14 protein-coding genes and 2 pseudogenes are annotated in these 13,794 nt (G+C 67.6%); 11 read left to right on the top strand and 5 right to left on the bottom strand.

Annotated elements, in window-relative coordinates; translation table 11 throughout:
• Positions 1-195 precede the first annotated feature (195 nt).
• Positions 196-498, top strand: a pseudogene (locus EF918_RS23060) (BON domain-containing protein); the annotation flags it as partial.
• A gap of 99 nt (positions 499-597) precedes the next feature.
• The gene (locus EF918_RS23055) at positions 598-1,641 is read left to right on the top strand and encodes a 1-phosphofructokinase family hexose kinase (RefSeq protein ID WP_260610529.1); all 1,044 of its coding nucleotides are present in this window, start codon (positions 598-600) and stop codon (positions 1,639-1,641) included.
• Here EF918_RS23055 and EF918_RS23050 read toward each other — a convergent pair.
• Positions 1,611-1,775 (bottom strand): annotated as a pseudogene (locus tag EF918_RS23050) (pirin family protein); the annotation flags it as partial. The gene EF918_RS23055 and the pseudogene EF918_RS23050 overlap by 31 nt on opposite strands.
• 94 nt (positions 1,776-1,869) lie before the next feature.
• Between EF918_RS23050 and EF918_RS23045 the strand changes: the two are divergent.
• From EF918_RS23045 to EF918_RS23040, 3 genes are all read left to right on the top strand, one after another.
• Positions 1,870-3,024, top strand: a complete 1,155-nt coding sequence (locus EF918_RS23045) for a tyrosine-type recombinase/integrase (protein WP_260610528.1) — start codon at positions 1,870-1,872, stop codon at positions 3,022-3,024.
• A gap of 163 nt (positions 3,025-3,187) precedes the next feature.
• Positions 3,188-3,421, top strand: a complete 234-nt coding sequence (locus EF918_RS39330; RefSeq protein WP_369009102.1) for a helix-turn-helix domain-containing protein — start codon at positions 3,188-3,190, stop codon at positions 3,419-3,421.
• 291 nt (positions 3,422-3,712) lie between these two features.
• Positions 3,713-4,618, top strand: coding sequence for a tyrosine-type recombinase/integrase (locus EF918_RS23040; protein WP_260610527.1), 906 nt, complete (start codon positions 3,713-3,715; stop codon positions 4,616-4,618).
• Between the two features lie 152 nt (positions 4,619-4,770).
• On the opposite strand, the gene EF918_RS23035 is transcribed toward EF918_RS23040, so the two are convergent.
• Positions 4,771-5,256: an SAM-dependent methyltransferase gene (locus tag EF918_RS23035; protein WP_260610525.1), complete on the bottom strand. Its 486-nt coding sequence runs from the start codon at positions 5,254-5,256 to the stop codon at positions 4,771-4,773.
• Positions 5,257-5,327: 71 nt separating this feature from the next.
• Complete coding sequence (locus EF918_RS23030; protein WP_260610524.1) at positions 5,328-6,728, bottom strand: Tat pathway signal protein; 1,401 nt, start codon at positions 6,726-6,728, stop codon at positions 5,328-5,330.
• A gap of 208 nt (positions 6,729-6,936) precedes the next feature.
• Here EF918_RS23030 and EF918_RS23025 point away from each other — a divergent pair, with 208 nt between their 5' ends.
• From EF918_RS23025 to EF918_RS23005, 5 genes are all read left to right on the top strand, one after another.
• Positions 6,937-7,500 carry an ATP-binding protein gene (locus EF918_RS23025; protein ID WP_125649969.1) on the top strand — a complete coding sequence of 188 codons (564 nt, stop codon included), beginning with the start codon at positions 6,937-6,939 and terminating at the stop codon, positions 7,498-7,500.
• Positions 7,501-8,235: 735 nt separating this feature from the next.
• A complete protein-coding gene (locus EF918_RS23020; RefSeq protein WP_185921874.1) occupies positions 8,236-8,736 on the top strand; it encodes a GntR family transcriptional regulator in 501 nt (166 codons plus the stop codon).
• Positions 8,627-9,586 carry an SAM-dependent methyltransferase gene (locus EF918_RS23015; RefSeq protein ID WP_312847857.1) on the top strand — a complete coding sequence of 320 codons (960 nt, stop codon included), beginning with the start codon at positions 8,627-8,629 and terminating at the stop codon, positions 9,584-9,586. Before EF918_RS23020 ends, EF918_RS23015 begins: the two co-directional genes overlap by 110 nt.
• Before the next feature lie 24 nt (positions 9,587-9,610).
• Positions 9,611-10,183, top strand: a complete 573-nt coding sequence (locus EF918_RS23010; protein ID WP_148141255.1) for a hypothetical protein — start codon at positions 9,611-9,613, stop codon at positions 10,181-10,183.
• 128 nt (positions 10,184-10,311) lie between these two features.
• Complete coding sequence (locus tag EF918_RS23005; protein WP_260610523.1) at positions 10,312-10,629, top strand: nucleoside triphosphate pyrophosphohydrolase; 318 nt, start codon at positions 10,312-10,314, stop codon at positions 10,627-10,629.
• 28 nt (positions 10,630-10,657) lie between these two features.
• Here EF918_RS23005 and EF918_RS23000 read toward each other — a convergent pair whose 3' ends face one another.
• Positions 10,658-12,004 carry a methyltransferase domain-containing protein gene (locus tag EF918_RS23000; RefSeq protein WP_125649957.1) on the bottom strand — a complete coding sequence of 449 codons (1,347 nt, stop codon included), beginning with the start codon at positions 12,002-12,004 and terminating at the stop codon, positions 10,658-10,660.
• A gap of 17 nt (positions 12,005-12,021) precedes the next feature.
• Positions 12,022-13,089: a LysR family transcriptional regulator gene (locus tag EF918_RS22995; protein WP_185921872.1), complete on the bottom strand. Its 1,068-nt coding sequence runs from the start codon at positions 13,087-13,089 to the stop codon at positions 12,022-12,024.
• A gap of 220 nt (positions 13,090-13,309) precedes the next feature.
• Between EF918_RS22995 and EF918_RS22990 the strand changes: the two genes are divergently transcribed.
• Positions 13,310-13,794, top strand: a 485-nt coding sequence (locus tag EF918_RS22990; protein WP_221889739.1) for a hypothetical protein, incomplete at its 3' end; no start/stop codon positions are given.

The raw sequence follows: 13,794 nt of genomic DNA, 5'->3' as shown, positions 1-13,794 counted from the left end.
CTGCGGTGGCGCCGCCCCTGAGCCCGGCGTTAGAGGGTGGGACGATGCGGCTGGCGACGCACCGCCGGAGCGCGTCGCCGCGGTCCTCGTCGGTGCGGAGGCGGCCCCTGCGGAGGTCGGCGCGGCCGACGCTGCGGGGCAGGGGGGCGCCGCCGCGGACACCCTTGAGTCGCCTACTGTGCCGGCCGGCCATGAGTCAAGCGGCTCCCGGTCGTCGACGCCGACGGCACCCTCAAAGGCATCGTCAGCCGCGCCGACCTCCTCAAGGTCTTCCTCCGCACCGACGAGGACCTCGCCGACGAGATCCGGCGGAGCGTCGTCGAACGCCTCTTCCCGATCTCCCACGACGGGATCAGGGTCGACGTCACCGAAGGAATAGCCACGCTGACCGGCAGCGTCCGGGACGACCACCTGATCCCGGTGGCAGAACGCCTCGCCCGGTCGGTCGAGGGCGTCGTGGACGTCCGTTGCCGGCTGGGCGCCCGCGCCGGATCATGAGTGCCGGTGAGCCTCCTCTGAGCCGGCATGCAGGTGAGGCCGAGCTGTCCGAGGATGTAAGCCGATGGAGACGTGTCGCTGTCCCCGGAGGTGACCTGCATGCACACCGGGTACGGCCAGGCCCCAGCACCTCTCCCCCGGCGGCGGGGAGCGGAGAGCGGGGCCGGACCATCGGTTCTCACTCTGACGATGAATCCCACCATCGATCTCTGCTGGGAGGTCGACCACCTGGAACTCATCGGCAAGAACCGTGCCCGGGTCAGGTCAGTGGCCGCCGGCGGCGGCGGAATCCATGTCGCCCGTCACCTCATGAGGTTCGGAGTACCGGCCACCGCGGTCCACACCGCCGGGGGCGAGCTGGGCCGGCGCCTCGATCGGCTGCTGGACGAAGAAGGCATCGACCATGTCGCCGTCGGCATCGACGACGACACCCGCGAAGCTCTCGTACTGGTCGAGGCCGAATCGCGGCGCAGCCACCACATCGTGCCACCCGGCCCACGCATGCACGACCGCGAGGGGCAGCGGTGCCTGGAGGCGCTGCAGCGGGCCGGCGGCAGTCACCCGTACGTCGTGGCGAGCGGCAGCCTGCCCGACGGCCTGCCCGACGACTTCTACAGGGGCGTCGCCCGACGTGTCGAAGAAGCCGGGTCCCGGCTGATCCTGGACACTTCCGGGCCCGCGCTTCGTGAAGCGCTCGGGGAAGGCGTGTTCCTGCTGAGGTGCAACCGTACAGAGGCGGAGAGTCTCACCGGCCGAACCGTCAGGACCTTCGACGACGCCCGGGCCCTCAACGAGCACCTCGTCACCACAGGGGCCGCCGAGATCGCCGTCACCACTCTCGGAGCTCTGGGCGCCCTGTGCTCGACGCGCCACGGCCACACCGAGCTCCACGCGCCGCCTTTGCCCGGCGAGCCGTTGAGCGACGCAGGAGCGGGCGACAGCATGGTCGCCGCTCTCACCACGGAGCTGGTCGCCGGAGCGGACCCCGTCAGCGCCTGCGCCCTGGGAGTGGCCACAGCCGCCGCAGCGATGCTGACCCCCAGCACCGAATCCTTCGACCTGGACGTGGCACGGGCCCTCCGCTCGAAGGTGAGGATCACCCGTATCGCAGGTCAGCGCACCCTTCCTCGCGGCTTCAAATGAGTCGGCGGAAGATCCGGGGCCGGGATCGGCGGTCCGGCGTAGCCCTTGACCTCGCCGAAGCGGGTGCCGTTCGTCCAGTCCTCGCGGGCCTGGGCGATCTCCTCGTGGGAGCGGCCGATCCAGTTCCAGAACATCTCGGTGCAGCACGACGTTTTCGCAGGTCAAATGGGTCCCGGATCGCTGACGGTCAGCAAACTGTCAGCATCGGAATCCGAGGAGGCCGCAGCGATGGCCGCCAAGACGCTCCCGCGAGGAATGGGCAGCTACTTCAAGGAGTGCGAGCACTCCCCCTCCCGGTGGGCCAAGTGCCTCCACCCCTACAAGGTCCGCTACAGGGACGCCGGCGGGAGACAGGCCGAGGAGTCGGGGTTCGCCACGGAGGACGAGGCGATCAACCGTTTGACCACTCTCTACAAGGCCAGGAAGGCCGCGCCGAGGCAAGACGCCAAGGCCGAGCGCATCGCGAAGTACGGGCCCATGCGGCTCCGGGAGTACACGGCGGAGTGGAAGGACGGCCAGCGACACCTGGCGCCGGCGTCCCTCAGTCACCTGGACTCGCTCCTGCAGCACCACATCTTCCCGGCCCTCGGCAGCCGCAGGATGAGCAGCTTCGACCACAAGGTCGTCGACGGGTTCATACGCACCATGGAGCGGAACGGTGTCGGTCTGGCAGCCCAGTCGAACGCCTTCGACAAGTTGAAGTCGATCCTCCTCGACGCGCACCGGCTGGGACTCTTCGACGACAACCCGCTCGCAGGAGTGAAGCCTCCCCAATACGACCCCAAGCGGGCCGTGATCCCCTCCCCGGAACAGCTCCAGGCCGTACGTGTCGCCGGCGACGATACCCTCACGCTCCTGGTGGATCTGATGAGCGGCTGCGGCCTCCGCAACGCCGAAGCGGCCGCGGTCAACCTCAGGAACCTCGTGGCCGACGACGTCTACCGCGTCACGCAGCAGGTCAACCAGACGACGAAGACGTACGACCGCCTCAAGCACCGGAAGGCCGGCGAGTACCGCGACGTCCCGCTGCCGGCGCGGACGAGGAACACCATCGAGTGGTACGCCGACACGTACGGCAACGTCGACGGCTACCTGCTTCGCCACCCACGCGACCCCACCCGGCCCTTCCAGCCCTACTTGCTGCAGAACCAATGGCAGCGCCTGAAGCGGCGGGGCGAACTCGACATACCCAACGGCATGGTCATTTACAGCATGCGCCACTTCTTCGCCTCGAACTGCCTGCGGCACAACATCCCCATCACCGACGTCGCCGAATGGATGGGCCACAACAGCATCGAGATCACGTTCAAGATCTACCGCCACCTCATGCCCGGCTCGATCGGTAGCGCGGCCAAGCTCCTGGACCTGGGGCTCACCGCATGAGCCTGTGCGCATCGCCGACAGGGCAGCCGGCGCGGTCACGACTGCTCCGCACACCGCTCACGGTCGAAGACTCGCTCCATCGAGTACAGCTACCCGACGCACACGTTGCCCTCCCTACATAGCCGACGATCCCCGGTTTCCGAAACCGGGGAATCTGCGGACCATGGCAACACGAGAACGCCCAGTCCGCGGCGAAGGGAGCAGCATGCCCGCGCAGTTCATGACAGCCAGGGAACTGGCACAACATCTGAACATGTCGGTTCCATGGGTGTACCGGGAGGCAGCCCGAGTTGGACTGACTGCTTACAAGTTTGGCACCGGGCGCAACGCCAAGATGCAGTTCCGCGTATCCGAGGTCCAAAGATGGATCGACCAACAGAGCGTCGCACTTAATTGAGAGACGTCTTACGTTCACGACCCACAGGACCAGATAGAAGAAGTTGTGACAGCAAGAAGCCTGCCCCGGGGAATGGGAACTTTTTTCAAAGCCTGCGACCACCCACTGAGCAGATGGTCGAAGTGCCCCCACGATTACAAGATCCGATATCGCAACCCCTCGGGACGCCAAACCCAGGAGTCCGGATTTGCCACCCAAGAAGCAGCCGTAAGAAGGCTCACCGAGGCGTACCGGGCAAGGAGAGGCACGGGAAGCCGGTCAAAGGCGGAACGCGCCACAAGGTACGGACGGATGACGTTCTCCGAGTACGCCACCGAATGGCGAGGTGGGCAAAGACACTTGGCAGAGTCCTCTGTCAAGCAACTGGACTCGCTTCTCGGGTGTCATCTGCTGCCGTTCTTCGGCAGTCGACGAATGGATTCATTCGATCACAAAGTTGTGGACGAGTTCGTGCGACACATGGAAGCGCACGACGTAGGCTCAGCCGCCCAGTCAAACGCCTTCGACAAACTCGCCACCATCCTTCTGGATGCTCACCGCCTTGGAGTTTACGAGGAGAGCCCGATCACTGGGGTCCAGCATCCCCAATACTCCCCCACGCGCGCAGTGATCCCTACGGCACCTCAGTTGGCATCGCTACGCGGCCAGGGCGACGACTCTTTCCGCCTGCTCGTAGACCTCATGAGCGGCTGCGGCCTGCGCAACGGCGAAGCGGCCGCGGTCAACCTGAACAACATCGTGGCCGATGACATCTACCGAGTCACCGAGCAAGTAAACCAAACCACACGAAAATACGAGCCGATCAAGCATCGTAAGAAGGGCGAATATCGTGACATCCCGTTGCCGATGCTGGTCAGAAAGACAATCGAATGGCACGCCGAGAAGCACGGCACTACCGACGGCTACCTACTTCGACATCCCAAAGACCAATCCCAAGCATTCCAGCCGTACTTCTTTCAGAACCAATGGCAGCGTCTTCGCAAGGCACAGGCTCTCGACATCCCCGACGGCATGGTCATCTACAGCATGCGTCACTTCTTCGCGTCGAACTGCCTAAGTCATGGCATTGCGATCACGGATGTAGCCGAGTGGATGGGGCACAAAAGCATCGAGATCACGTTCAAGACCTACCGACACCTCATGCCTGGCACCCTCGGGCAAGCCGCCAAGCTCCTCGACCTTGGCCTGGCAGCTTGAACCACCAACCGAGCTGGCGTGCGGAGCCTGCAGACCGGCGCTCCGGCCACAGGTGAGCGCTGTTCACGCGCTGGCGGCCGCGGCGCTGAGGCCCCGCCACGCCAGGGGCATAGAGGCCCAGCAGGCATCGTCCTCCGCCTCCTCCCCCAGGGTCAGGGTCGATCAGCAGCAGGGTCCCAGTAGTGCTCCAGCATCACCGCCGGCCAGGCCGGGGCAGCGATGGGGCCGCGCGGTCCCATCTGCTCGAAGTAAGGGCCGAGATCGTAGATCGGGGTGCCGTTGACGGCGTCAAGGTCGGCGACGTGCAGATCCCGCCCCTCGACCTTGAGCAGCCGGGGAAAGCTGGTCGCCATACGGTTGGGGCGCCGGTGGTTTCGGTGCACGAAGGTGCCGGTGGGCTCCCACTCCGGGTTGTTCCGGGGGCTGCGGGCTCCAAGGTGCAGGTCGGCATCGGATCCCAGGTGGAAGCGCCAGGTAACGATCAGGTGGGAGAACTCCTCAAGGCCTTGCAAGGTATCCAGCGGGAAGTCAGGGCGAAGGCGGATGATCGATTCAACTCCGCCCTGGTAGTCGTCAGCCGGCTTCTCGTGGCCGCCGACGACATGAGCGACGGCCTCCAACGTGATCGGGTCGTCCACGAAATCCTCCCCTACGACTACCAGCAAGGCCTGGGCGTTCCCCGGTCCGCGCCGGTGCTGTGATGGCGCGGTCAGCGTACCCGGCTGATCACCGTGCGGGCGCGATCGTCCAGTTGGGCCAGCGATGCTCCTCCGCGGCCTCGGTACGGAGACAGAGAACGGCGCATCTGGACCACGGTGTCCAAGGCCCGACCGGACTGGACCCCCTGCATGGTGTCCAAGGCCTGGGACCAGGTGGCACAGGCCGCATCGACAGCACCACGCTGTATCTGTACCGCGCCCAGGAGGCCTAGGGTGACTGCGTGGGTGCGGGCGAAAGGCTGGGCGCGGCGGGTGCGGACGCTGCGCTGGAACTCACGTTCAGCTCCGCGGAAATCTCCGAGGCCCTGCAGGGTGCGGGCCGTTTCATGCGCGAGGCTTGCCTCGGAGAAGAAGAAGACTCGGCCAGGCTCGTCGTCTCCGGTTTCGGCGTGGCGCAGGTCGTCTTCGGCGCGTAGCAGAGCAGCAATGGCCTGCTGCTTGTGGCCGGATGCCGCCAGGCTGCGTGCATGAACGACTCCCAGGAGGGAGCGTTCGCGGGGGCTCGCATCCGTGTAGCGGCGGTGGGCGACGGAGGCTTCGGCCAGCCGAAGGGCTTGGGCGGGATGTCCAAGGTCTAGGGTCTGGTGCGCCTGGGCCCGGAGGATGTGGCCGGCCAGGGGAGCGTCGTCGGCCTCGGCAGACAGACGAAGGGCAACGTCGAGCCACTTCTGAGCGAGGGCGTGTTCGGAGGAGTCGAAGGCGGTCCAGCCTGCCAGGTATGCCAGTTCGCCGGCCGCGGTGAACATCTCCTGCCGCGTGCAGTGATCCGGGAATCGGCCGCCGAGGTATCCGGCGACATCGGTCCGCAGGTAGGCCACGAGGGCGGAGCGACCGTCTTGGCCGCCTCGGCGCTGTTCACGCTGGGAAAGCAGCTGCGTCATTTCCCGTACGGCGGCCACTTCGTCCGGGCCGACCTGCCATTCGTCCGAAACCTTCCGCTTCTGAGCTGCAGTGACGGTGTCCTGCCACCATCGATCGGACGGCAGGAACATCCCCGCGAGAGAGAAGGCCGCACCCTTCAGGGTGCGGCGGCGCTCCAGGTCCAAGTCGGTCCCCCCGAGATCGACGAGCTGTGCGATCGAGTCACTGTCCCGAGTCGCCGAACCTGCTTTCTCATCAGGGTCTTTGAGCCCGATGTCGGCTGCCGTGACGACCCGATGGATCCCTCGGCTGCTCAGCCCTCGCGACAACGCTTCGCACAAGATACGGGTCGCCGGCGGCTCAGGGTGCGATCCGCGAACCCACTGGTTGACATGCGAGGCCGACACCGCTTTCACGTCGTCGGCACCGACCTCGGCTGCCACACGCTGCAGATGCCGGGCGGTCGTTGCCTGCGACCAGCCCAGCTGCCTCAGCAAGCCCTCCAGCAGGGTGTTGCGCTCACGCGGCACCGGAAGCTCCCGTCCACGAAACGATCTTTACGCGCCTTACGCGGTACCGCACCCTCCACGGGATACCCACACCGAGTGAATCACGGTTCGCTGAGCGTAACGGTAGCCGCAAGGGCCACTTCGTTGGCTGCAGTTCGGCCATCCCCGGCGTCCACCCGAACGCTCTGCAGGACCGTCCACGACCGCGGAAGAGGAACGAGGTGAAGCGATGAACTCCCACCAGATCACGCGCGGCAACATGCTCGAGGCGCTGGCCTCCCCCACCGCCATCTCGGCCTGTGTGAACCTCGCCAGCCGCCGTGAATCCGTAAAGGCTGCAAGGGACTTCGTCGCGGACCAGTTGGCCTGCTGGGGCCATCCGGACTTGGAGTACGCTGCCACGCTGGTCTGCAGTGAGCTGGTCACCAATGCCGTCAGACACGCCAAGCCGGACGCTTCGACGGGCGAATGCATGGTCGCTCTCACGCTGGTCCCCGGAGAAGCGCTGATCACCCAGGTAGCGGACCCCAATCCCGCGCCCCCGATTCCAAGGGCCTCCTTCTCGGACACCCTGGCGGAGCACGGCCGCGGGCTGTCCATCGTCACGCAGTTGACCGCCCACTGGAGTGCCTCCCCCAGACCCGACGGAAGGGGGAAGGTCATCAGCGCCTACCTGCTGATCGCCGACCGACTGCCTGGGCAGCTCGCACCGGAAGCACTCGCCCGATCGCACGAACCGGGACCGATCGCTCGTGACGCTTCCGGCCGGGCCCTCCACGGCCGTGCCCCATAAGGGCGGTCGAGACCCGGCACGAGACCTTGCGCCCCGGCAGGGCCTCACACCGCGCCCGGTGAGCGCTGGCTCCCCCGCCCGTCGATGGCACCCAACGTCCATTTCACCTGCCCGAGGAGTTCCCGTGGGTCTGTCACTACCAATCCCCGCACCGCCAACCTGCTTACCCTCTCCGCCTCCATGGACGGGCACTGGGGCGCACGCCGGAACCTTTCAGACCGCCCCTGAGGCGGAAGCGGCTGCCTGGCGTCTGCTGCGCGCCCTCACAGTCTCGCGATACGAGGACATCACCGGCGAGGACAGCCAGCTGTGGGACACCCTCAATCGTGTCCTCGACGATGCCCTCGACCCGCGCGACGTCCGGCCGCTGACCGTCAGCGTGGCGGTGGCCCTCAGCTCGCTGACGGACCGCGCCTCCCGCCAGATCCGGACGGGGCTCACGGAACAGACTCGGTCGCGAGCACGCTTCCTGCTTCGCGAGGTCCACGACCAGCTGCGCCTCGACACCCAGGATCTTGGTCTCCTGCGCCGACTGGCCTGGATGACGGGAGAGGTCGTTGACGAGGCCCTGGCCGTTCCCTCCGATCCAACCTCGGCGCCGGCAGTCGGCGGGACGTCAGCGGGTTCCACTCCGACCAGGTGGGCCAGGCAACGGTCGCGAGGGCCTGCCGCTGTCACACCTCAAGCGGCCTCGGTATGAACGCCGGTCCATCCGCTGCGCCGAGGCCCGAGAGCATGCGGGTCCTGGACCGCGCCTGCCTGATCGTGCACCGGCACGTCACCACCACGTACCCGCCAGGCGCGTCCATCCCGAGCACCAAGCAATTGGCCAGGGCCCTGGAGCTGCCGGAGAAACACGTGCTCCAAGGACTCCTGCGCCTGGACGCCCTGGGTGAGATCGCCCTGCACACCGGCACTCTGCCGGTACGGCTGCGCCCGCGGGAACCGCACCCCCGCGACCGGGCCCTACACGGTGCCGTCCGCGACCGGATCCGCGCCGGCCACTACGTGCCGGAGCAGGCCCTGCCTACTGGTCTGCTCGGCGCAGAGTTCGGACTTCTTCCGCACCACGTACGGCGCGCCCTGCAGTTCCTCACGGCCGATGGGACCCTCCGCTTCGACGCACATGGACCGTACGGTCCGGGCTACTACGTCCCGGCGGCGATTGCGGGAGGCGAGTCAGCCCCGGACCCGACCGCACCTGCGAGAGGACGACGACGTGAGCCTCGCCGATGAACGTCTACCCATGGCGAAGCCGGTTCCCCTGCAGACCAGCTCCTCCAGACTGTCCGCTGTCTGGCTCGGGGCACGAAGCGCCCAAGACGGCGATCAGGACGTCGTGCGCGCCATCAGGAACGTCTTCCCTCGCCAACCCGCGGCAGCCAGGATCAACCGTGAGCACCACCTGCTCATCACCGACGTCTTCGCCCAGCGAGGGATCACTCAGATCCTGGACCTCGGGTGCGGGTATCCGGCGAACGGCCCGTACGGCGCCGCCGGTCCGCTCCTGTCCCAGAACACCCACGAGGTCGTGCAACGGCGCTGGCATGCCGCGTCCGTCACCTACGTCGACAACGACCCCGACGTCGTCAACGCCCGGCGCACCGAGATCGCGGCCACCGCCAGTCAGACCCGCGCTCGAACGCTCCTCGCAGACATCACGGACACGGTCGACCTGCTCGATCAGCTCATGCGGGACGCCGCGGTGACCCGAGACCGCCCGGTCGCCGTCCTTGCCCACGACGTCTTCCCGTGGATCCCGGACGACGACGCCGTACGCCGCTGCGTCGCCTCCCTACGTGAATGGCTGCCGCCCGGCAGCGCCCTGTCCGTCACGCATGCAACCGCGGACATGACCCCTACGTGGATCCAGCGGCTCACGGGCGTGTACGCCGAGGCCGGCCTCTCCTTCCACCCCCGCGGCCGCAGCTTCACCACAGAGCTGTTCGGGGACTGGGAGGACCTCTACGGCGGTCCCGTCCGTGTCATCCCCACTGCGCGGCACCAGCCCGGCCACCACGAATCGAAAGCCCCCGACTTCCACTCCGCCGGCTACGCCGGAGTAGCCATCAAGCCCTCCACCTAGAAGAAGACGACCACCATGTACCTGATGCAGCAGTTGACCAACGAGGACCGGGAGCCCGTCTCCCGCCTCATCCATGACCGCCAGAACCACGACGAGAGAGAAGGCAGGCCCACCTGGGACGACGGCAGCGTCCTTCTCCGCCTCCTGTCCGCCCCCGACCCGGCTACCCAGCTCGTCGGTATGTGGGAGGACGAGCAGCTCGTTGCCGCCCTCGCTCTGCAGCACGGCGACCCTGGCGGTGCCTGGACCGATGACGAGCGCGCCGAGCCGAGCTGGGGGCTCCGCCTGGTCCACACGCACCCGGAACACCGGCGTCTTGGGCGGCTGATCACGCTGTGGGCCGGCGACTACGCCGCCCGCCAGGACCAGCCGCCCGCGTGGATCAGGTGCTCGGTCCGAGACATGAATGTCGCGTGGTACCTCGAAAGGACGTGCGGCTGGGCGGCCGTACGACGGCATCACGGTCCGAGTGGAGTGCTCACCTGTCTCCAGCGCGCACCGGAGCACATCGACCACTTCGACCTGATGGTCGCCACGGGAACGGAGCTGTGGGCCGAAGGCACGCTGCGGCAGGTGACCTCTGCCGTCGGCGAGTGAGCGCCCGGGTGAATGCATCGGGTGGGATTTGTGGTTTTCACGGCGGCGCACGTGGCGCCGTCTCTAGGCTCCAACAACACGACGGTGGGCTCGCTGCCTACCACAGGCGAACTGGTGCGGGAGAGAACGTGCTGCTCGAAGGCAAGCTGGTCCGGGACCGGATTCCGGAGATCATCCGCGAAGACGGATTCGAGCCCAAGGTCTACGTGGCGGAGCCAGCGGAATACCGGGCTCGCCTCCACGCGAAGCTGACCGAGGAGGTCCGCGAGGTCCAGGAAGCGGACGCGACCACGGCGCCGGACGAGCTCGCTGACGTCATGGAGGTCGTCTACGCCCTGGCCGCCGACTACGGCATCGACCAGCAGCAGCTGGAGAAGATCCGCCAGGACAAGGCCGATCAGCGCGGAGGCTTCGCCGACCGCATCGTCTGGACCGGCAACCGCTGATGGAGCGGCCGTCGGCCCAGACCGTCATCTAGCCCGCCACCCTGCCGAGCAGCACATGGCTCACCCCGGACAGCAAGAGCCTCGGCGCAGGATTCCCTGCGGGCGCAAGCCCTGCGTGCCGGCCGAGCAGCACGGCCTCTTCGGCGCTGATGCCGCGCTGGAAGGTCCCCTTGCCCTCGCTGGACCAGAAGCCGTCATGGTGCCGTGCCCAGCCCCCGGCAGCCGCCGCCTTCGTGATCTCCTCGGGTGACCGAGTCACCACCAACACGTGCCCTCCAGGCCGTACGAACGATGCTGCGTCCTGGAGGGCACGAACGCGTTCCCAGGGGTTGGGCAATACGTTCAGGACGAACGCCTGGGTCACCAGGTCGTACCCGCCGCGCTCGGGCCGCGGCCACCCGAAGTCCGCATGAGGGTCGTAGCCGTCCGCTTCCAGCCCGGCGGACCGGTAGTGCGCCACGTCCGCTCCCCGTCCGCACCCGTGGTCCAGCAGCGTCGTAACGCCAAGCGGGCCGGTCAGGGTGGCTGTCACGGCCCGTGCAGCGGGGGACGGGCCCGGACGGCTCATCGCCGTCTTGTGTGGCTGATAGGCCCGGTGCGTGCCGGGAGCCGGATCGGCACCGGTCAGCTCCACGATCGAGAACAGGACGTCTTCCGGCGGGTCCGCCGCGTCGGGCGTGACCGGGAGGTCGAGCAGCAGGGCGGAGTGGTCTGTGAACGCCTGCTCTCCAGTCCGCACCGTGCCATCCGTGGTGATCGGGGTCTCGGGCGCCAGGTGGTCGCTGAGTAGGGCCAGATCGCACCGGAATCGGCTGAGCCGGCCGGAGAACGTCCGCTCGAAGGTGAACGTTGGATCGCCCTCGCCCTTGGTGGTGTCCACTAGGCCGGCGGAGTCGAGCAGTTGCTCGAGGGCCTTGCGCTCGGCGTCGGCCGTGAAGCCGCTGACTTCGTCGCCGTAGACGCCGTCTTCCGGCCGGGGCGCCAGGTTGAAGTCCCCGCAGATCAGCAACGGCCGCCCCTTCTCGCCCGCGGCCATCGACGCGAGGTCGACGAGCTGAGACGCGCGTGCAGCGCTCGTGTACGCGTCGAGATGGACCTGCACGACGCTGAGCCAGCCCAGCTCCAGGCGCTGGGCCCAATCCGTCGGCGCCGACACGACCGGTACCCGAACGTCCTCGCGCACCCAGGCGGCCAGGTGGCCGTCGCCGCCGGCAAAGACGTAGCCCGGCAGAGCCGGCGGCCGCCGGTCGGCCGGCTTGTACGGCTCCTGAGCGACGACGACCGCCACGTCGCAGAACCGCAGCCAGGCAGCGAGGCGGGCTCGGGCACTGTCCGCGCCCATGCGCTTGTTCAGGTTGATCGAGGCGAGCAGCATGAATGGGCTCCTTCGGGTCACAGAGGCAGCGGACGGCCGGAGGCGGCCTCTTCGCGGAAGGCCTCCCACAGGATGTTCAGCGGGTGGGAGGGACCGTAGGAGTCGCGCTCACCCTTGCGTGCGAACACCCCGCTCACCAGCTCCAGCACGGGGTCGAAGTCGTCGGCGAAGTCGACCAGGCGGAAGCCCTCGCCGCCGGGCAGCCGGCCTTGAACGGCGGCTTCGCCTATCGACCGGGCGCAGAGCATACAGCCGTAGGTCATGCCGGACCGCAGCAGGGCCAGGCCGTAGTAGATGTCGTCGATCTCGGCGACGATCTGCAGGTGCGCGCGGAAGTCCGGGCCGTACCAGTGCTCGACGAAGTCCGCGATCACCCCGCGGGAGGGGATGACCAGCGGGAGGTTGCGCAGCCGTTCCACGCCGACCTTCCGGGCCGGCAGTTCGCGTACGGGCAGGTTGGTCAGCAGGGCCAGGCCCTCACGGTGCCACTCCAAGAAGTCGTACTCTGGGGCGACGAGCCCGCCGTCGGCCGGCGCCGCCATCCCTCCGCAGAGCAGGTCCACCTGGTTGGAGTCCAGCCGCTGCCGGAAGTCGCGGGTGCGTACGTGGACCACCTTGAGCTCCACCTCGCGCTCCATGAACTCCGGCTCGATACGCTCCCACACCCGCCCGAGGAACCCCAGGGTGAACTCCGTCGTGCCCACGGTCAGCTGGCTGCCGAGCCGCCGGCGGGACGCCGCGATGCCCTGAAGCCAGTCGGAGAATGTGGCCCGGATGCGGTCGACGACCTCGAGCCCGGTCGGGGTGAACAGCAGCTCGCGGCCCCGGCCCTGCTTGATCACGAGCAACTCGCCCGTCAGCGCTTGGAAGTTGCGGTTGAGGATGTCCAGCTGCTTCTGGACGCTGGACTGCTCCCGCCCGAGGATCCGGGCCGCGGCCAGCGCGGTGCCCTCCTCGTGGACGACGACCAGCGTGCGCATCTGGTCCCAGGTCAGATCCAACAAGTGCGGTGAGCAGCCCAGCAGATCGCCTCTGAACCCCTCAGGTCCGGGCACGGTCAGCGGTCCGGACGGTAACGAGCGCATGCTTCCCTCCCCTGCGTGACGGCGGCGCCGCCAAGCACCCATAGCTTGCACTGTCCGAGCGGACATGAGTAGTGGACTTCACCGCATTTCACGCCCAGAAAACCTCTAAATGTTCGGTCGGACATGGAGACATGGCGAGCTAACCAAGGGAACATTTTCTCAGGCGCCTTCGATCCGATGGCGTCCTTCCACTCCACTGCCTCACGCCCAGGGGTGACCCATGCTCTCAGCCGAGTCGATCAAGCACCTCGCCGAGACGGGAGGGGTGAGCTGGCCCGGGGAACTCCGAGGCGACGGCCTGCTGCTGACGCTGGGCAAGGTAATCCAGCCCCTGCACGAACCCCGCTACGGCATCGTCGACCTGGCCGACCAGGCCAGCATCGACGCCCTCTACGGCGTGCAGATCGACAACTGGACCACTTACAACCTCCGCCCCCAGCAGATGGTCATCGTCCCGGTCGCGCAGCCGCTCACCCTCGGACCCGACGTGTTCGGCGTGATCGGCGGCCTCAGCCACCTGGCCCGCGTTGGCCTCGCCGTCCACATCACCAGCCCGTACGTCCTGCCCGGGTGGTCCGGCCATCTGGCCCTGGAGCTCGTCAACCACGGCCCGGCCACCCTCCGCCTGCACGCGGACATGCCGGTCGCCCGCCTTCTCCTCCTCCCCCGTGGCGGCGGCCCCGTCCCCTCCGCCCACCCCTTCTA

Origin of the sequence: Streptomyces sp. WAC06614 (genome assembly GCF_003949795.1) — a bacterium.
Classification (GTDB): Bacteria; Actinomycetota; Actinomycetes; order Streptomycetales; family Streptomycetaceae; genus Streptomyces.
The sequence above is the reverse complement of the archived record's forward strand: the minus strand, read 5'-3'. Positions and strand labels throughout refer to the sequence as shown.

Coding starts and splice junctions, on each gene's coding strand:
- EF918_RS23040 (WP_260610527.1), top strand. CDS start 3,713: ATGACGTTCTCCGAGTACGCCACCGAATGGCGAGGTGGGCAAAGACAC.
- EF918_RS23000 (WP_125649957.1), bottom strand. CDS start 12,004: ATGCTGCTCGCCTCGATCAACCTGAACAAGCGCATGGGCGCGGACAGT.
- EF918_RS23025 (WP_125649969.1), top strand. CDS start 6,937: ATGAACTCCCACCAGATCACGCGCGGCAACATGCTCGAGGCGCTGGCC.
- EF918_RS23020 (WP_185921874.1), top strand. CDS start 8,236: ATGCGGGTCCTGGACCGCGCCTGCCTGATCGTGCACCGGCACGTCACC.
- EF918_RS23045 (WP_260610528.1), top strand. CDS start 1,870: ATGGCCGCCAAGACGCTCCCGCGAGGAATGGGCAGCTACTTCAAGGAG.
- EF918_RS22995 (WP_185921872.1), bottom strand. CDS start 13,089: ATGCGCTCGTTACCGTCCGGACCGCTGACCGTGCCCGGACCTGAGGGG.
- EF918_RS39330 (WP_369009102.1), top strand. CDS start 3,188: ATGGCAACACGAGAACGCCCAGTCCGCGGCGAAGGGAGCAGCATGCCC.
- EF918_RS23055 (WP_260610529.1), top strand. CDS start 598: ATGCACACCGGGTACGGCCAGGCCCCAGCACCTCTCCCCCGGCGGCGG.
- EF918_RS23015 (WP_312847857.1), top strand. CDS start 8,627: ATGGACCGTACGGTCCGGGCTACTACGTCCCGGCGGCGATTGCGGGAG.
- EF918_RS23010 (WP_148141255.1), top strand. CDS start 9,611: ATGCAGCAGTTGACCAACGAGGACCGGGAGCCCGTCTCCCGCCTCATC.